Source organism: Bradyrhizobium sp. IC3195, from assembly GCF_020193585.1.
Taxonomy (GTDB): Bacteria; Pseudomonadota; Alphaproteobacteria; order Rhizobiales; family Xanthobacteraceae; genus Bradyrhizobium; species Bradyrhizobium yuanmingense.
This window is the reverse complement of sequence record NZ_JADYVG010000012.1, coordinates 1-17,166: the sequence shown is the minus strand read 5'-3', so window position 1 is coordinate 17,166 and position 17,166 is coordinate 1. Positions and strand designations below refer to the sequence as shown.

Below are 17,166 nucleotides of genomic sequence, written 5' to 3'. Positions count from 1 at the left end.
GCGGTGGCAAAAGAATGCGCAAACCGGCCGCCGCAAAGCCGGCCAGGAACAGGCCGGCCAAGGTGAAAGCCAAAGCCGCTGCCAAGCCGGCCGAGCCGGCGATGGACGTCGCGGTCGGCCGCCGCATCCGGGATCTCAGGCGAGTCAGGCAGTTCTCGCTGGAGACGGTCGCAGCGCGCACGGAGCTGTCGATCGGCTTCCTCAGCCAGATCGAGCGCGGGCTGTCGTCGCCGTCGCTGCGGGTGCTGGCGACGCTCGCCGACGTGCTCGGCGTCGGCATCGCCGCGCTGTTCGGCGCGAGCCCGAGCGCCGACGGCGCATCGGATCAGGTGGTGACGCGCGGGCTGCAGCGGCCGGAATTGAAACTGTGGCGCACCGGCGTGTCGAAGCAATTGCTGAGCCCCGCGAGCAGCGATAACAAGCTCAACCTGTTCCTGGTGCATCTTGAGCCCGGCGGCTCCACCGGCGATGAGCTCTACACCCACGACGGCGAAGAGGCCGGGCTCGTGCTCGAAGGCGAGATGATGCTGACGGTGGACAGCCAGACGTGGTCGCTGAAGACGGGCGACAGTTTTAGATTCGCGAGCCGACGGCCGCACCGGTTTTCCAATCCGGCGCGGGATGCGAAGGCCGTGGTGCTGTGGGTGAATTGCGTGACGGGGGCGGGCTAGCTGCTTTCAACGCACGCGGCGGGTGGAAGAAATCCGCGGCGTCTCCACGCCGTCATGCGAGTGCAGCAAAGCAATCCAGAGTCTCACCGCGGAGACAGCCTGGATTGCTTCGTCGCAAGGGCTCCTCGCAATGACGAGGGGATAGAGCCTTAGCCAAACCGGTGCTTGTACCGCTCCACCGACAACGCACTGACGTCGATGTCCGGCTTCTTGCCCGACAGCACGTCAGCGAGCACGCGGCCCGAGCCGCACGACATGGTCCAGCCGAGCGTGCCGTGGCCGGTGTTGAGGTGGAGGTTGGCGTAGTGGGTCCGGCCGATCACGGGCGGGCCGTCCGGCGTCATCGGGCGCAGGCCGCTCCAGAACGTCGCCTTGGACAGGTCGCCGCCGCGCGGGAACAGGTCGGTCAGCGAATGATCGAGCGTGGCGCGGCGTGCGTCGTAGAGCTTGTCCGAATAGCCGGAGATTTCGGCGGTGCCGCCGACGCGGATGCGATTGCCGAGGCGGGTGATCGCGACCTTGTAGCTCTCGTCCATCACGGTGGATTCCGGCGCGCCGGAGGCGTCCTTGATCGGCACCGTGATCGAATAGCCCTTCACCGGATAGACCGGCAGCGAAATACCGAGCGGCGCCAGGAGCCGCGACGACCAGCTGCCGAGCGCGAGCACGTAAGCGTCCGCCTGCAGCGGGCCGGCGCTGGTGGCGACACCGCTGACGCGCGCGCCATCGGTGACGATACGGTCGATCGAGGTGTTGAACAGGAAGCGCACGCCGAGCGCCTGGGCGTGCCTCGCCAGCGCCTGCGTGAACATGTGGCAGTCACCGGTCTCGTCCTGCGGCAGGCGAAGCCCGCCGACGAACTTCTCCTTCACGCCCGCCAGTGCCGGCTCGACCGCGATGCAGCCCTCGCGGCTCAGCACTTCGAAGGGAACACCGTACTGCTTGAGCACGGCGATGTCTTCGGCGGTGCCGTCGAGCTGGGCCTGGTAGCGAAACAGCTGCAGCGTGCCCTGCGAGCGCTCGTCATACTGGATGCCGATGTCGCGGCGCAGATCACGCAAGGCATCGCGGCTGTATTCCGCGATCGGAATCATCCGGCTCTTGTTGACCGCGTAGCGCGCGCTGGTGCAGTTGCGCAGCATCTTGAGCAGCCAGACCCACATGACCGGATCGAGCTTCGGCCGGATCACCAGCGGGCCGTGCTTCATCAACAGCCACTTGATCGCCTTGACCGGCACGCCGGGGCCGGCCCAGGGCGAGGAATAGCCGGGCGACACCTCGCCGGCATTGGCGAAGGAGGTCTCCAGTGCCGGCTCCGGCTGGCGGTCGACGACCGTCACCTCATGGCCGGCACGCGCGAGGTAGTAGGCAGAGGTGACACCGATGACACCGCTGCCGAGGATCAGAACTTTCACGCTTCGTCAAACTCCCGCGGCGCTCGCCGCTGCAAGGACACAACTCGCTAGCGGCGAGAGCAATTATCAGGCCACCTTCTTGATGGCGTCGCCGAGGATCGAGATCATCTGGTCGATGTGGCTCTTCTCGACGATGAGCGGGGGCGACATCGCGACGGAATCGCCACCGGTGCGAAGATAGAGGCCGTTGTTGAAGCATTCGACCAGCATGTCGTAGCCGCGCGCGCCGACCGCGCCGCCACGCGGCGCAAGCTCGACCGCGCCCATCAGGCCGCAATTGCGGATGTCGACGACGTTCGGCAGGCCTTTAAGCGAATGCAGCGCATCGCGCCAGTATTCGGCGAGCGAGGCGCCGCGCGTGAGCAGGCCTTCGTCCTTGTAGATGTCGAGGGTCGCGATGCCCGCGGCGCAGGCGACCGGATGCGCCGAATAGGTGTAGCCGTGGAACAGCTCGATCTGGTTCTCCGGGCCGGTCATCATGCCGTCGTGCACCTTGCGGCTGGCGAACACGGCGCCGCAGGGCACGGTGCCGTTGGTGATGCCCTTGGCCGTGGTCATCAGGTCCGGCGTGACGCCAAAGAAGTTGGCGGCGAACGGCGTGCCGAGGCGGCCGAAGCCGGTGATGACCTCGTCGAAGATCAGGAGGATGCCGTGCTTGTCGCAGATCTCGCGCAGGCGCTGCAGATATCCCTTCGGCGGCGGCAACACCGCGGTCGAGCCCGGCACCGGCTCGACGATGACGGCGGCGATCGTTTCCGCGCCGTGCAGGGCGACCAGACGCTCGAGATCGTCGGCGAGCTCGGCGCCGTGCTCGGGCAGGTCCTTGGCGAAGGCGTTGCGGGTGAGATCATGGGTGTGGCGGATGTGGTCGACGCCTGGCAGCAGGGTGGTGAAGGCGCGGCGGTTGGCGACCATGCCGCCGACCGAGGTGCCGCCGAAGCCGACGCCGTGATAGCCGCGCTCGCGACCGATCAGGCGGGTGCGGCTGGCCTGGCCGTTGGCGCGGTGATAGGCCAGCGCGATCTTCAGCGCGGTGTCGACCGACTCGGAGCCGGAATTGGTGAAGAAGACGCGGTCGAGGCCCTTTGGGGCGATCTCGGCGAGACGCTCGGCGAAGTCGAAGGCCAGCGGATGGCCCATCTGGAACGACGGCGCGAAGTCCAGCGTCATCAGCTGGCGCTCGACGGCGGCGGCGATCTGCTTGCGGCCGTGGCCGGCATTGACGCACCAGAGCCCGGCGGAGCCGTCGATCACCTGGCGGCCGTCGACGCTGGTGTAGTACATGCCCTCGGCCGAGGAGAACAGGCGCGGCGACTTCTTGAATTGCCGATTGGCCGTGAACGGCATCCAGTACGAATCGGTCTTGATGGTGTTCGGAATCTGATGAAGGGTCACGGCCGCGCTCCTTTGCTGACCCCATAGCTGAGCCATGGCTTGGATGGCGCAACAAGTCCTTTTCTGGCGACCTGCAAGCCATTGATTTGACTGGGGCTGCCGGTCCATATTTGCGCGATCCGCAACACCTGCAACACGGGACCAGGGCATGAGCGTCGACATCGGTGGACGGCTGCGATTCATCCGGGCGCGCCACAAGCTGTCGCAGCGCGAGCTGGCCAAGCGCGCCGGCGTCACCAATTCGACGATCTCGCTGATCGAATCCAACCAGATGAACCCTTCGGTCGGCGCGCTCAAGCGCATCCTCGACGGCATCCCGATGGGGCTCGCCGAGTTCTTCGCGCTGGAGCCGGAGTCCAGGCGCAAGATCTTCTACCGCGCCGAGGAGCTCACCGAAGTCGGCAAGAAGCCGATCTCATACCGGCAGGTCGGCGACAATCTGTTCGGCCGCAGCCTGCAGATCCTGAAGGAGCGCTACGAGCCCGGCAGCGACACCGGGCGCGTGCATCTCGTGCATGACGGCGAGGAAGGCGGCATCGTGATTTCGGGCAAGCTCGAGGTCACCGTCGAGGACGAGCGCCGCATCCTCAATCCCGGCGATGCCTATTATTTCGAGAGCCGCCGCCCGCATCGCTTCCGCTGCGTCGGCGGCAAACCGTGCGAGGTGATCTCGGCCTGCACGCCGCCGACGTTCTGACGGTCCCTCCGCAATCGTACGGAGCCGAGGATCTAGCGGATATTGAGCCACCGCAATTTCCGCGAACCGCAGCTTGATATGTTGGGAGCCGTAGCCGAGCAGCCTCGCGCAAAGGTGCTGAGGTTATGGCCCCGGACTCCTAGGCACTCCGGGGCCGCCTGTTTCGGAAGAGCTAGAGCTACGTCAGCAGTTCCTCGATCCGGATCGGAAAGTTGCGGACGCGCACGCCGGTGGCGTGCCAGACCGCGTTGGCGACCGCGCCGGCGCTGCCGGTGATGCCGATCTCGCCGACACCCTTGATGCCGAGCGCATTCACGTGCGGATCGTGCTCCTCGACGGTGATGACGTCGAGCGGCGGCACGTCGGCGTTCACGGGGATGTGGTACTCGCCGAGATTGGCGTTCATGATCCGCCCGCTGCGGCGGTCTGTGATCGCCGCCTCGTGCAGCGCGAAGGACAGGCCCCAGATCATGCCGCCGAACAACTGGCTCTGCACCATGCGCGGATTGACGATGCGCCCGGCGGCGAAGGCGCCGATCATGCGGGTGAGGCGAACCTGGCCGAGCTCGGGATCGACCTTCACCTCGGCGAACACCGCGCCATGGGCATGCATCGCATATTGCTCCATCGCCGCAGGGTTCGGCGCGCCGGTGCCGCGCGCCTCCACTTCGGCAACGCCCGCGCGCGCCAGAATCCCGGCATAGCTCTCGCTGCGGCTCTCATCGTCGCGGCGGATCAGCCTGCCGTCGCGCGCGATCACGCCGGCATTGCCGGCGCCGAACAGCGGCGAGCGCTCGTCGCTTGTGGCGAGATCGGCGAGCTTTCCGATCACGGCGGCACCGGCGCTGTGGATCGCAGCGCCTGCGGTTGCCGTGTGCGCCGAGCCGCCGGCGATGCCGGCATCGGGCAGGTCGGACGTGCCGGACCTGAAGTCGAGGCGGTCGATGTCGAGACCAACGGAATCGGCCGCGATCTGCGCCAGCGCCGTCCAGGCGCCCTGCCCCATGTCATGCGCGCCGATCTCCATCACGCCGGAGCCGTCGCGGCGGATCGCCGCGCGCGCCTCGGCCTGGAACATCAGCGCCGGGAAGGTCGCCGTACCCATGCCCCAGCCGACCAGAAGGCCGGCATCGTCGCGCATCTGCCGCGGCTGCAGCGGACGCTTGGCCCAGCCGAAGCGCGAGGCGCCCTGCTCGTAGCAGGCGCGCAGCGCCTTGGAGGAGAACGGCCGCCCCGTCATCGGCTCGACCTCGGCGTAGTTCTTCAGGCGGAAAGCGAGCGGATCCATGCCGCAGGCCCAGGCCATCTCGTCGATCGCGCTCTCGAGCGCGATCGAGCCGGTCGCCTCGCCCGGCGCGCGCATGAACAGCGGCGTGCCGGTGTTGACGCGCACGGCATCGTGCGAGGTGCGGATCGCGGGCGCCGCGTAGAGCGTGTGCGAGGCATCGGCGGCGGGCTCGTAGAAATCGTCGAAGGTGCTCGACACGGTTCGCGCGTGATGATCGAGCGCAGTCAGGCGGCCCTCGCCATCGGCGCCGAGGCGCAGGCGTTGGCGCGTCGGCGCCCGGTGGCCGACCGGGCCATACATCTGCTCGCGGCGGAGCACCAGCTTGACTGGCCTGCCGACCAGCTTCGCCGCCATCACGCCGAGGATCTGCGGCCCGGTCAGGAAGCCCTTCGAGCCGAAGCCGCCGCCGAGGAACGGGCTGCGGATGTGAATCTTCTCCGGCGCGAGGCCAAACAGCTCGGCGACGCGGCCGCGAGCCATCACCATGGCCTGGCTCGGCGTGTCCAAGAAGAGCTTGTCACCCTCCCAGCGCGCCACGATCGCGTGCGGCTCCATGGCATTGTGATATTGCGGCGGCGTCTCGTAGATCGCGTCGATCTGCTTGTCGGCCGCGGCGAGGCCCGCCTCGACATCGCCGCGATGGCTTTGCGTGGGATTACCGACGCCGACGACCGGCGGCACGAAGCTCTCGCCGGCATCGAGGCCGACCAGCGCAGGCTGCACCTCGTAACGTGGGGCCAGCAGCGCGGCGCCTTCCGTCGCGGCCTCCAGCGTTTCAGCGATCACGACCGCAATCGCCTGATTGGCGTAGCGGACCTCATTGCTCTGCAACACCTCCATCCGGAATACGAACGGATTGGTCTTGAGGTCGGGGTCGATCGCGAGCGCTGGCTTGTGATCGGGCGTCATGACGTCGACGACGCCGGGATGGCGTTTTGCGGCAGCGACATCGAGCGAGACCACACGGCCCCGCGCAATGCTCGAGACGGCCATCACGGCAAACAGCATGCCGGGCGGATGATTGTCCGCAGCATAGCTCGCCTGCCCCGTCACCTTGAGGATGCCGTCGCGGCGGGTCAGCGGCTGGCCGATATTCGAGCCGTGCCTGAGATGTGCGGGCGCACTGGTCAAATTGAGCTCAGACATGGACGGCTCCGGAGGTCGAGGCGAAGGGAGAGGCCGGCAGCGCGGGGATACGCGCAGGCGTCCCGGCGGCGGCCAAGGTCAGCGCGCGCACGACGATGCGGCGCGCGAGCTCGATCTTGAAGGCGTTGTCGCCCGATGGCTTCGCGCCCTCGAGCGCACGCAGGGCTGCCTCCTGGAACGCGTCGGCGGTCGGCGCGACGCCCTTGAGGACGTCTTCCGCTGCACGGGCGCGCCAGGGCTTTGCGGCGACGCCGCCGAGCGCGAGCCGCGCCTGTGCGATTCTGCCGTTCTCGATCCGCAGCGCAGCCGCGGCCGAGACGACGGCAAAGGCATAGGAGGTGCGCTCGCGCACCTTGAGGTAACGCGCATGCGCGGCAAAGCCGCGTGCGGCAGGCGGCAGGCGCACCGCGACGATGAGATCGCCGGGCTCGAGCACCGACTCGCGCTCGGGCGCATCGCCGGGCAGGCGGTGCAGCTCGTCGAGCGCGACCTCGCGCCGGCCGCCCCTGCCCTCGATCTCGACGATGGCATCGAGCGCGACCAGCGGCACGCAGAAATCCGAGGGGTGTGTGGCGATGCAGCTCTCGCTCCAGCCGAGCACGGCATGGCTGCGGTTGTCGCCGTCGCGCGCGTCGCAGCCGGAGCCCGGCGCCTGCTTGTTGCAGCGGCTGGCAGTGTCGTAGAAATACGCGCAACGCGTCCGTTGCAACAAATTGCCGCCGACGGTGGCGGCATTGCGCAATTGAGCCGACGCTCCCGAGAGCAGCGCTTCGGCCACTGCGGGATAGGACCGCGCGAACTCCGCATCATGCGCGAGGTCGGCATTGCGCACCAGCGCGCCGATGCGCAAAGACCCGTCCGCGAGAGTCTCGATCTGATCGAGCCCATCGAGACGCGTGACGTCGACCAGCCGGTCCGGACGGCTGATGCCACCCTTCATCAGGTCGAGCAGGTTGGTGCCGGCTGCGAGGTAGACCGCGCCGGGCTGGGCCGCCGCCGCAACGGCTTCAGTGACCGTGGCCGGCCTGACATAATCGAACGGTTTCATGCGGAGCGCCTCTGATTGGTCTCGTCCATCTGTCCTTGCGCGTCCAGCACGGCATCGACGATGCCGACGTAAGCGCCGCAGCGGCACAGATTGCCGCTCATGCATTCGCGGACGCGCTCGGGATCGTTGCCGGCCTGGCCTTCTCTGATCATGCCGATCGCGCTCATGATCTGGCCCGGCGTGCAGAAGCCGCATTGAAAGCCGTCATGTGCGATGAAGGCGGCCTGCACGGGATGGAGCTGGTCGCCGCGCGCGAGGCCTTCGATGGTGAGGATGTCGGCCCCGTCATGGCTGATGGCGAGCGCGAGGCAGGAATTGATGCGCTTGCCGTCGACCAGGATGGTGCAGGCGCCGCATTGGCCGCGGTCGCACCCCTTCTTGGTTCCGGTCAGATGAAGGCGCTCACGCAGGAGATCGAGCAGCGTGACGCGCGGATCGTCGAGGACGAAATCGCGCCGCGCACCGTTCACGGTGAGGCTGATGGAGTGGTTCATACAAGGCTCCGATCAGATTTGGACATGAGTCATCGCGCAGCGCGCCATCGCCGTGGCCGCCGTCGAATAGCGCCGGCCGAACACGATGCGGCCGACGCTCGATCGAAGATACGGAGGCAGCCTCCGCTTAACAAGGCCGGTGCGGAAAAATCTGGAATTCGTCAAAAGCGCGTGCGTCACCAACGCGATGCAGCCCTGCGCGGGTCCGGCGAGGGTTCAATCTAACCAATTCGTGATCTACATTGCGCGCCATGGACGACCACACCGACCAGACCCGCAAACCCCGCGCCGATGCCGTGCGCAATCGCGAGCGCGTGCTCGAAGCGGCAAAGCTGGTGTTCAGCGCGGGCGGTTCGGAGGCGAGCCTGGAAGCGGTGGCCAAGCGCGCCGGGGTCGGCATCGGCACGCTGTATCGGCATTTTCCGACGCGCGAGGCCTTGTTCGAGGCGGTGTACCGCCGCGAGGTCGAGCAGCTCAGCGAGCTGGCCGAGCAGTTGAAGAATGCCAAGGATCCGGTCGAGGCGCTGCGGCGCTGGCTGCGCTCAGGGGTCGAGTTTGTTGCGACCAAGAAGGGGATGATGGCAGCGCTGGCGCTCGCGGTGCAGAGCGGGTCGGAGCTGCATGCCTTCTCCTTCGAGCGTCTGACCAAGGCGATCGGCTCGCTGCTGGACCGCGCCATCGCAGCCGGCGAGATGCGCGCCGACATCAACCCGGAGGATCTGCTGCGCGCCTTCTTCGGCATGTGCTACGTGCACGACCAGCCCGGTTGGCAGGCGACGGCGCTGCGTCTGCTCGACGTGTTCGTCGACGGCTTGCGCGTGCCGCCGCCCAGCAAGGCCCGCTCGTCGATGACGACAAAGCCTGCGACGAAGCGAAAGCGCTAGGCTGGAGCTTGCCGATGGGAGCCGCTGACCCCGAGCGGACTTCGCTAAACATGGAACTGTTGTCACCTAATCCGATTTAAACGATCATTTGATACATCGCTTCGACTTGCGACATGGCAGGTTCAGGCATGGCGCCAGTTCTCAATTTGCCCCGGCTCACCAATTCGCTCAGACAGGATCGTCTGGCGCTTCAACGTGCCCGCGAGGTCGTGGCGGAGGCGACCGAGGTGCTTCAACGCTGTCCAAAGCCGGATACGTTTCTAGGCCGTAAGACTCAAGAGCCGTTTCCGAATGAGGACGAAACAAAAGTTGACCAGGGTGGCGCAGCGTTCAAGCCGCGAGCCGTTTCCAAGAACGTAGAGACTTCATTAACACACCTGAATGCACTTCCGGGCCGTGGCAGGCATATCGGCCTCATCGGAAAACCGGATTAGACAATGCTGGCCAGACCAGATGCTAGAGCGAGCCGATGGACGCGAAAAGCTTGCTGATCTAACGCGCGACAACGTGGTGGCCCATAGCCTGCGCGAAGCCGCCCGGCAATGGCGAGCCATGGCCGTGCAGCAGGACTTGCTGGAGCGCGAACCGACCTGTCGCAGATCCGTAACCGCTCTGATTAGAGCAACTTCAAAGGATTGCTGCGCCGAGTTTGCTGAGATAACTTGCCTGTCATCACCGGCCAAGGCCGTGCCGTAGGCGTCGGTGGCTGAGAGACCAATCGTGCTCCCGCCTGCATCTATGCATGGGAGCGACAAATGGATCGCGCCATGGCGCTTCGCCATCTGGCGGAAGCCGAAGAGCACATTTCACTGGCCGACCGACACCTTTCCGAGCAGGAGGTTCGAATTGCGGACCTTGAGCTTTCGGGGCACGACACGAGCTTGGCTCGCGCTATCGGCGAAACATTTCGGCTGACACTGGCGCGGCACCTCGCGCACCGCGATCACATTTTGAGAGAGCTGATACCGTAGCTCTCGGCCCGTGCTTTCGAACATCCCGTCGATCAAAACGCCAACTATGGCGCAGTATGATCTCGCCATCGGCACTAAACAGGGTAGCGCCATTTCAACGCGACGCAGGAATCAGCTTCTGGCCGATCGGCGACTTGCACGACCTCTGATGTTTGTGCCGCCGTCAGTTCAGCTGTCCTGACGCGCCGCTGGCGTTATAGGCCACCTCGCCCTTCCCAGTAGGTTGGCGTTCCATAATACCGGTGAGTTCGCGTTTCCCAGTCTCGATCTTCCCAGGAGTCATCGCTGAACTCAGGCGCATCCCTCAGTTGTTGCTCGGTGATATTGGTTCGGAAACCGTCAAGCGACGTGTCATATTTCAGAGCGCCCCAGGGAATCGGGTAGTGGCTGTGACCCAAGCCCGCAAATCCACCAAAGCTCATGACCGCATAAGCCACGCGGCCTGACACCTTGTCGATGATGAGGTGATCAATCTCGCCGATATTCGTCCCATCTGCTCCATAAACCTCGGTTCCCTCAATGTCCTCGCTTGAGATGCAGTGATGATCCGGATGTGCTGTTGCACGGGCCATGACTTTGCTCCTTGGTAAGGTGGTTTTGCCGGCTTAACTCGGCCATCGCGGAGCCGTTCCTGCCTTAGGAGAACATGTCGCAGCTGCCTGCTGTTGCGCCGCTGTCCCGGATGAGTCGGCATCTGGAGCGTTCAAACCCAGCGCGTGATATCTGAGTACACGCCCTGGCGGCACAGATGTGCTAGGATCGCCTTCGCCGGGTATTCAACGCGGAGCCTGTCATGCGCATCGCAGCCTTGCTGGTCGCTCTCATCATTGTTGCCTGTCATCATTCAGCTTTTGCCGGCGATGTCGCGGCTGCCCAGAGCATCATCCGCGCCCAGGAGCAGGCCTTCGTTCGCGACGATGCTGCGGCGGCTTATTCCTATGCGGCGCCGGCGATCAAGGAGATCTTTCCCGCGCCCGACATCTTCATGTCCATGGTGCAGAACGGCTACGCGCCGGTCTATCGTCACAAGAGCTTCGAATTCGGCGAGAGCAAGAGCGATGGCGGCTGGATCGCCCAGCGCGTCCATATCGTCGATGCCAATGGCGAGGCCTGGGTGGCACTCTACACGCTCGAGCAGCAGGGCGACGGCAGCTACAAGATCACCGGCTGCTCGCTGCTGAAGGCGGGACAGGCGGTTTAGGTGGCAAAGCCCGGGCCGGTCTTGACCGAGCCCGTCCGCGCGCGGATCAAGAGCAGCACGACGATGCCGATGTTCAGCGCATTCCAGGCGACGCCGTTGGCGAACGCTGCGGCATACGAGCCGGTGGCATCGAAGATGACGCCGGACACCCAGCCGCCGAAGGACATGCCGAACACGGACGCAAAGATCACGATGCCGACGCGGGTCGCGGCCTCGCTCGCCGGCATCGCCTCGCGCACGATGATGGCATAGCTCGGCACGATGCCGCCCTGGAACAGGCCAAACATCGCGGAGATCAGATAGAGCGAGGTCAGGCTGTCGAAGAACAGATAGAACACGAGCGCAAAGCCCTGCGCCAGCGATCCCACCAGCAGCGTGTAGATGCCGCCGATCTTGTCGGCGAGGTAGCCCGAGCCGATCCGGCTGACGATGCCGCAGCCCATCATCAAGGACAGCATCTCGGCGCCGCGCGCGACGCCGTAACCTAGATCGCCGCAATAGGCGACGATGTGCACCTGCGGCATCGCCATCGCCACGCAGCAGGAGATGCTGGCGATCGAGAGCAGCACCGTCAGCGTATTCGTCGACAGCCGGAGATCGACCCGCGGCGGCGGCGCGTTGGCATGGTCGTGGACGGTGTCGCGGCCCATCTGCGCGCGCAGGATCAGCACCAGCACCGTCATCAGGCCGGCGCAGACGATGCCGATGCCGATATGGGTGTAGCGCCAGCCGATCTCCTGCGCGCCCCAGCTCACGATCGGCGGCCACATCGCGCCGGCGACATAATTGCCGCTGGCGACGATGGTCACGGCAAGACCGCGATAGCGCTCGAACCAGTGCGAGGCTTCGGCCATCAGCGGCGCGAAGGTGGCGGAGGTGCCGAGCCCGATGAAGAAATAAGCCGCCACGAACTGCCACAGCTGGCCCGACAGGCCCGCGAGCACGTTGGCAACGCCGAGGAAGGCGATGCTGATCGCCATCGCCGGAACGATGCCGAATCGGTCGGTGATCTTGCCGGCGATCACGCCGCCAAGCCCGAACCCGAACATCATGAGGGTGAAAGCCAGCGACACTGCGCCGCGCGTGGCAGCGAACTCGACCTGCACGATCGGAATCACGACCACGACTGCCCACATGCCGACGGCCCCGATCGAGCCGATCAGGAGCGCAATGACGAGCCGCACCCAGGCCTGACGGGAGTCAGGGGTGAAGGCGTCAGGTGTTTGCCCTGGATGATTTGGCGCGTGCACGGCAGGACCATGTTCGCGGGCCGCCGCATGGTCAACCATCTTGCCGCGATATTGGGCATGCGCGGTGCGCTGCGGTAATAAGCTCTTGGCGAATGCGTCTTTTGCCATTAGTTTGCAACAAGCGTGTGCAACATTGCCGCGCGAGGAGCCTATCAGCGGAATGTTGATGCGATTGACGCGATCGATGCGGATCAGGGTGGGGCGGATCATCGCCCTCGCCTATCTGTTCTGCGTGCTCGCGCCGGCCGCAAGCCTCGCCTGGGGCAGTGCTGCGCCCTGCCTCGGCGACGATGCCCAGGCTGACCTCGTTCCGGCGCATCACCATATGGCTGCGAGCCATGATATGGCAGCGAACCCTGGCGATATTCCGCACGAGCACGCGGGAACCCCTTCGGAGACCGCTGCGAAGGACGCACCTGCTCCGAAGCATCACGACGGCAAGGGAACAGCGGGCCCCTGCTGTGCGATGATGTGCGTCAGCGCGCTGCCGGCCGATCTGCCCAGCGTCGCCACGCCGCTCCGGCCGATGTCGACCTGTGCGCCCGAGATCGTGCCCAGCCTGCACAGCGCGGCGCCGCCCCAGCACTACCGTCCCCCCATCGCCTGATCTGACATGACGGCGTCGGTTTCGATGCGCGCTTTTGCGCGCGCGAACCTGTGGTCTCCAGATCAGGAATTAAGACATGGTTGCGCTTTCCGGGGCGAAATCTGCCGCATCCGCGGTGGGTGATCGACACTCACGTTTCACTTGGCTGCTGCTGGCCTTTGCCGGGCCGACGCTGTCCGGCTGCGTGCCGACAACGACGCACATGGCCAGCGCGGATCCCGCAGATCCGGCGGCGAAGGTGGCCCCAATCGGCTATCGCTCGACCATCGCGCCCTATACCAGCCTGCGGCCTGCGACCCCGGCACCCTGGCGTGGCCGCAACGAGGCGGTGACGCCGCAGCCGAAGCAAGAGCGGTAGGAGCGCGCCATGTCACAGCATTTTGCGCGAGGCCTGCTCGTGCTCGCCGCGCTCGGACTTTCCGGCTGCGCCGCGTTCTCGCCCGACAGCGGCATGAGCGCGGTCTCCGATCTGACGAGCCAGGCCATCAACAAGGACGTCGCCTTCGTGCGCTCGGCCGAGGGTGCCGCCGCGGTCGATGCCCGCGTCCGCCAGCTGCTCTCGCGCACGCTCAGCGTCGACGCCGCCGTGCAGATCGCACTACTCAACAACAAGGGACTGGAGGCCGCCTACAACGAGCTGGCGCTGGCGGAGACCGAGCTGGTCGAGCAGAGCCTGCCGGCCAATCCGGTGTTCGCAGTCTCTCGCATCACCGGCAATGGCGCCAGCGAGATCGAACGCCAAGTGGTCGGCGACATCCTCGCGCTCGCCACCCTGCCGTTCCGGTCCGAGATCGCCCGCGAACGCTTCCGTGGTGCGCAGCTGCGCGCCGCGCTGGCGACGCTGCGGCTCGCCTCGGACGTTCGCCGCGCCTATGTCCGTGCGGTTGCCGCCAACGAGATGGTGGGGCTGCTGACCGACGCAAAGGCGACGGCGGAATCGACCGCACAGCTCGCGCTCAAGCTCGGCGAGACCGGCTCGCTCAACAAGCTCGACCAAGCGCGCGAGCAGGTGTTCTATGCCGAGACCACCGCAGACCTCGCCACCGCGCGGCAGATGGCGGGAAGCGCGCGCGAAAGGCTGGCGCGCCTGATGGGGCTCTGGGACGACGGTCTCGACTTCCGCCTGCCCAATCAGCTGCCGCCGTTGCCGCGCCGGCCGCTAACCCTTCCCACGATCGAAGCCGACGCGGTGGCGCATCGGATCGACCTGCAGATCGCGCGGCTGGAGCTGGCCGCGCTGGCGAAGGCGCTGAACCTCACCGAGGCGACGCGCTTCGTGACGCTGCTCGATCTCGCCGGCATCTCCCGTCGCACCCAGGATCCGGAAGGGCCGCCGTTCCGCGAGCGCGGCTTCGACTTGCAGTTCCAGATTCCGATTTTCGACGGCGGCGAGGTGCGCGTGCGCCAAGCCGCCGAGACCTACAACCTCGCCTTCAACCGCCTGACCGAGCGGGCCGTCAATGTGCGGTCCGAGGCGCGCGACGCCTATCGCGTCTACCGCTCCACCTACGACATCGCCGGCCATTACCAGCGCGAGATCATCCCGTTGCGCAAGATCATCACCGAGGAGATGCAGCTGCGCTTCTCCAGCATGCAGGTCGACATCTTCGCGCTGCTCACCGAAGCGCGGCAGCGCCTCGCGGCGCTGCGCGGCGCGATCGACGCCAGGCAGAGATTCTTCCTCGCCCAGGCCGATCTGCAGACCGCGGTCAACGGCGGCGGTCTGCCCGCCGGCGGCGCCGACAATCCAACCACCGTTGCCGCGGCAGCTCCTGCCGAAGGCGGCGGCCACTGAGACGGAGGCCAAGATGTTTTCCCGCCGAGGATTTTTAGGCACCGCCGCGCTTGTCGGCGCATCGGCCATTCAAGGACGCGTCCAGGCCGCGTCGATTCCGGAAGCACCCACCATGGACAAGGTGGTGATGCAGCCGCCGCTGCATCCGAGCAGCGGCCCTGACTACCGACCCGTGGTCACGCTGAACGGCTGGTCGCTGCCGTTCCGCATGAACGGCGACTGGAAGGAATTCCATCTCGTCGCCGAGCCGGTGGTGCGCGAGTTCGCGGAAGGAATGAAGGTGAATTTGTGGGGCTACAACGGGCAATCGCCGGGCCCGACCATCGAGGCCGTCGAGGGCGACAAGGTGCGCATCTTCGTCACCAACCGCTTACCCGAATACACCACGGTGCACTGGCACGGCATGATCATCCCGAGCGGCATGGACGGCGTCGGCGGATTGAACCAGCCGCACATCCAGCCCGGCAAGACCTTCGTCTACGAATTCGAGATGAAAAAGAGCGGAACCTTCATGTACCACCCGCATTCCGACGAGATGGTGCAGATGGCGATGGGCATGATGGGCATGTTCATCGTGCACCCGCGCGACCCGAGTTTCCGCGCCGTCGACCGCGACTTCGTGTTCGTGATGAGCACCTATCGCGTCGACCCCGGCACCTATCTGCCGCACGTCAACGAGATGACGGACTTCAACATGTGGACCTGGAACGCGCGGGTCTTTCCCGGAATCGATCCGCTGCCGGTCAGGCTCGGCGACAAGGTGCGCGTGCGCATCGGCAATCTCAGCATGACCAACCATCCGATTCATTTGCATGGCCACAGCTTCGCGGTGACCTGCACCGATGGCGGCTGGATTCAGGAGAGCGCGCAGATCCCGGAGACGACCACCGACGTCCCGGTCGGCGCCATCAGGGTGTTCGACGTGCTCGCCGACAATCCCGGGGACTGGGCGTTCCATTGCCACAAGTCGCACCACACCATGAATTCGATGGGCCACGACGTGCGCAACCTGATCGGCGTATCACGCAAGGACCTCGCCAAGGCCGTCGGCAAGCTCGCGCCCGACGGCATGGCCATGGGCTCGACCGGCATGGCGATGGGCAACATGGAGATGCCCGCGCCCGACAACACGCTGCCGATGATGACTGGCACCGGCCAGTTCGGGCCGATCGAGATGGGCGGCATGTTCACCGTGATGAAGATCCGCGAAGGCCTCGCGCGCGACGATTACCGCGATCCTGGTCCGTACAAATTCCCGCCAGGCACCGTCGCCTACGAAGTCGCCGCACCCGCCCCGGAGCCGGCGCGGCAGAAAGCCGGCAGTCCGCCGATGAAGCACAAGATGTGAGCGTTTCGATGAACCACCAACCGGAGACTACGATGAAGACCACGATCAAGCTCGCCGTCGCGCTGGCTGCACTTTCGACCGCGCCGGCCTTTGCGCACGACAAGCACGGGCACGGAAACTATTCGGCCGGCGAGCCCGGCGATCCCAAGAAACCCGCACGCACTATCGAAATCCTGATGAACGAGATGGACTACACGCCCGCGAAAATCGAGGTGAAGCGCGGAGAGCAGATCCGATTCGTGCTGCGCAATGTCGGCAAGGAGGACCACGAATTCCTGCTGGCCACGACCAAGGAGAACCTCGCGCATGCGGACCAGATGAAGAAACATCCGCACATGGAGCACGACGAGCCTAATGCGGCGCGGCTTGCCCCAAAGAAGACGACCGAGATCCTCTGGAAGTTCAGCAAACGCGGCACCTTCGAATATTCGTGCCTCATTCCCGACCATCGCGAGTACGGCATGGTCGGCCAGGTCACCGTGAAGTAACACGAAAGGAGATCCACATGAACCGCATCATCCGTATCGCTTCGGCGCTGGCGCTGACCGTCGGCCTTGCGACTGCAACCCTCGCCGCCGAAGGCGCGGCGATCAGCGGCGAGGTGAAGAAGATCGACGAAGGCGCCGGCAAGATCACGCTCAAGCACGGACCGGCGAAGAGCCTCGGCATGGAGGACCCCATGACCATGGTCTATCGGGTCAAGGATCCCGCCATGCTCAAGCAGGTGAAGGTCGGCGACAAGATCACCTTCGAGGCCGAGGAAGCGGCGTCGGGCTACACGGTGACCAAGATGCAGAAGGCGAAGTAGGGCAGCATCGCCTGCCCGTCATTCCGGGGCGCGCCTCTTGGCGCGAGCCCGGAATCCATTTCACCACCATACCTGCGGCCCGATGGATTCCGGGCTCGATGCTCCGCGTCGCCCCGGAATGACAACCCGCCCCCGAAACATCCCGGTC

At 65.7% G+C, this 17,166-nt stretch carries 19 protein-coding genes; 12 read left to right on the top strand and 7 right to left on the bottom strand.

Annotated features, from left to right (window positions below; translation table 11 throughout):
- The first annotated feature begins 14 nt into the window (after nucleotides 1–14).
- The gene (locus tag I6F09_RS22275; RefSeq protein WP_225189054.1) at nucleotides 15–671 is read left to right on the top strand and encodes an XRE family transcriptional regulator; all 657 of its coding nucleotides are present in this window, start codon (nucleotides 15–17) and stop codon (nucleotides 669–671) included.
- A 149-nt stretch (nucleotides 672–820) separates the two neighbouring features.
- Here the strand turns inward: I6F09_RS22275 and I6F09_RS22270 are convergent, their stop codons facing one another.
- Nucleotides 821–2,086: a D-amino acid dehydrogenase gene (locus I6F09_RS22270; protein ID WP_225189053.1), complete on the bottom strand. Its 1,266-nt coding sequence runs from the start codon at nucleotides 2,084–2,086 to the stop codon at nucleotides 821–823.
- Nucleotides 2,087–2,152: 66 nt separating this feature from the next.
- Entirely contained in the window at nucleotides 2,153–3,481 is a 1,329-nt protein-coding gene (locus I6F09_RS22265) for an aspartate aminotransferase family protein (RefSeq protein ID WP_036026788.1), read from the bottom strand.
- A 148-nt stretch (nucleotides 3,482–3,629) separates the two neighbouring features.
- Here I6F09_RS22265 and I6F09_RS22260 point away from each other — a divergent pair, with 148 nt between their 5' ends.
- Nucleotides 3,630–4,178 carry a cupin domain-containing protein gene (locus tag I6F09_RS22260; protein ID WP_018646206.1) on the top strand — a complete coding sequence of 183 codons (549 nt, stop codon included), beginning with the start codon at nucleotides 3,630–3,632 and terminating at the stop codon, nucleotides 4,176–4,178.
- Between the two features lie 178 nt (nucleotides 4,179–4,356).
- Here I6F09_RS22260 and I6F09_RS22255 read toward each other — a convergent pair whose 3' ends face one another.
- The 3 genes from I6F09_RS22255 to I6F09_RS22245 are packed head-to-tail and all read right to left on the bottom strand — an operon-like array spanning nucleotide 4,357 to nucleotide 8,154.
- Nucleotides 4,357–6,612: a xanthine dehydrogenase family protein molybdopterin-binding subunit gene (locus I6F09_RS22255; RefSeq protein ID WP_225128762.1), complete on the bottom strand. Its 2,256-nt coding sequence runs from the start codon at nucleotides 6,610–6,612 to the stop codon at nucleotides 4,357–4,359.
- Nucleotides 6,605–7,660, bottom strand: a complete 1,056-nt coding sequence (locus tag I6F09_RS22250) for a xanthine dehydrogenase family protein subunit M (protein WP_225189052.1) — start codon at nucleotides 7,658–7,660, stop codon at nucleotides 6,605–6,607. The genes I6F09_RS22255 and I6F09_RS22250 overlap by 8 nt, the downstream gene beginning before the upstream one ends.
- On the bottom strand, nucleotides 7,657–8,154 hold the full coding sequence (locus I6F09_RS22245) for a (2Fe-2S)-binding protein (protein ID WP_036011822.1): 498 nt from the start codon (nucleotides 8,152–8,154) through the stop codon (nucleotides 7,657–7,659). Before I6F09_RS22245 ends, I6F09_RS22250 begins: the two co-directional genes overlap by 4 nt.
- A 251-nt stretch (nucleotides 8,155–8,405) precedes the next feature.
- Between I6F09_RS22245 and I6F09_RS22240 the strand changes: the two genes are divergently transcribed.
- The 3 genes from I6F09_RS22240 to I6F09_RS22230 all read left to right on the top strand — a co-directional run bounded on the left by I6F09_RS22240 (nucleotide 8,406) and on the right by I6F09_RS22230 (nucleotide 10,009).
- Entirely contained in the window at nucleotides 8,406–9,038 is a 633-nt protein-coding gene (locus tag I6F09_RS22240; RefSeq protein WP_225189051.1) for a TetR/AcrR family transcriptional regulator, read from the top strand.
- A 128-nt stretch (nucleotides 9,039–9,166) separates the two neighbouring features.
- Nucleotides 9,167–9,472: a hypothetical protein gene (locus tag I6F09_RS22235; RefSeq protein WP_225189050.1), complete on the top strand. Its 306-nt coding sequence runs from the start codon at nucleotides 9,167–9,169 to the stop codon at nucleotides 9,470–9,472.
- A 321-nt stretch (nucleotides 9,473–9,793) separates the two neighbouring features.
- Complete coding sequence (locus I6F09_RS22230) at nucleotides 9,794–10,009, top strand: hypothetical protein (RefSeq protein WP_036011828.1); 216 nt, start codon at nucleotides 9,794–9,796, stop codon at nucleotides 10,007–10,009.
- 194 nt (nucleotides 10,010–10,203) lie between these two features.
- Here the strand turns inward: I6F09_RS22230 and I6F09_RS22225 are convergent, their stop codons facing one another.
- The gene (locus tag I6F09_RS22225; protein WP_225189049.1) at nucleotides 10,204–10,581 is read right to left on the bottom strand and encodes a PRC-barrel domain-containing protein; all 378 of its coding nucleotides are present in this window, start codon (nucleotides 10,579–10,581) and stop codon (nucleotides 10,204–10,206) included.
- Between the two features lie 221 nt (nucleotides 10,582–10,802).
- Here I6F09_RS22225 and I6F09_RS22220 point away from each other — a divergent pair, with 221 nt between their 5' ends.
- A complete protein-coding gene (locus I6F09_RS22220; protein WP_225189048.1) occupies nucleotides 10,803–11,210 on the top strand; it encodes a DUF4864 domain-containing protein in 408 nt (135 codons plus the stop codon).
- On the opposite strand, the gene I6F09_RS22215 is transcribed toward I6F09_RS22220, so the two are convergent.
- Nucleotides 11,207–12,499, bottom strand: a complete 1,293-nt coding sequence (locus tag I6F09_RS22215; protein ID WP_225189111.1) for an MFS transporter — start codon at nucleotides 12,497–12,499, stop codon at nucleotides 11,207–11,209. The genes I6F09_RS22220 and I6F09_RS22215 overlap by 4 nt on opposite strands.
- A 121-nt stretch (nucleotides 12,500–12,620) precedes the next feature.
- Between I6F09_RS22215 and I6F09_RS22210 the strand changes: the two genes are divergently transcribed.
- The 6 genes from I6F09_RS22210 to I6F09_RS22185 all read left to right on the top strand — a co-directional run bounded on the left by I6F09_RS22210 (nucleotide 12,621) and on the right by I6F09_RS22185 (nucleotide 17,018).
- On the top strand, nucleotides 12,621–13,067 hold the full coding sequence (locus I6F09_RS22210; RefSeq protein WP_225113999.1) for a hypothetical protein: 447 nt from the start codon (nucleotides 12,621–12,623) through the stop codon (nucleotides 13,065–13,067).
- A gap of 76 nt (nucleotides 13,068–13,143) precedes the next feature.
- Entirely contained in the window at nucleotides 13,144–13,425 is a 282-nt protein-coding gene (locus I6F09_RS22205; RefSeq protein ID WP_225113998.1) for a hypothetical protein, read from the top strand.
- A gap of 9 nt (nucleotides 13,426–13,434) precedes the next feature.
- Entirely contained in the window at nucleotides 13,435–14,862 is a 1,428-nt protein-coding gene (locus I6F09_RS22200; RefSeq protein ID WP_225189047.1) for a TolC family protein, read from the top strand.
- Between the two features lie 13 nt (nucleotides 14,863–14,875).
- On the top strand, nucleotides 14,876–16,210 hold the full coding sequence (locus I6F09_RS22195) for a copper oxidase (RefSeq protein WP_225189046.1): 1,335 nt from the start codon (nucleotides 14,876–14,878) through the stop codon (nucleotides 16,208–16,210).
- A gap of 32 nt (nucleotides 16,211–16,242) precedes the next feature.
- The gene (locus tag I6F09_RS22190) at nucleotides 16,243–16,698 is read left to right on the top strand and encodes a cupredoxin family protein (RefSeq protein WP_225134787.1); all 456 of its coding nucleotides are present in this window, start codon (nucleotides 16,243–16,245) and stop codon (nucleotides 16,696–16,698) included.
- A 17-nt stretch (nucleotides 16,699–16,715) separates the two neighbouring features.
- On the top strand, nucleotides 16,716–17,018 hold the full coding sequence (locus tag I6F09_RS22185; RefSeq protein WP_057027389.1) for a copper-binding protein: 303 nt from the start codon (nucleotides 16,716–16,718) through the stop codon (nucleotides 17,016–17,018).
- Nucleotides 17,019–17,166 lie beyond the last annotated feature (148 nt).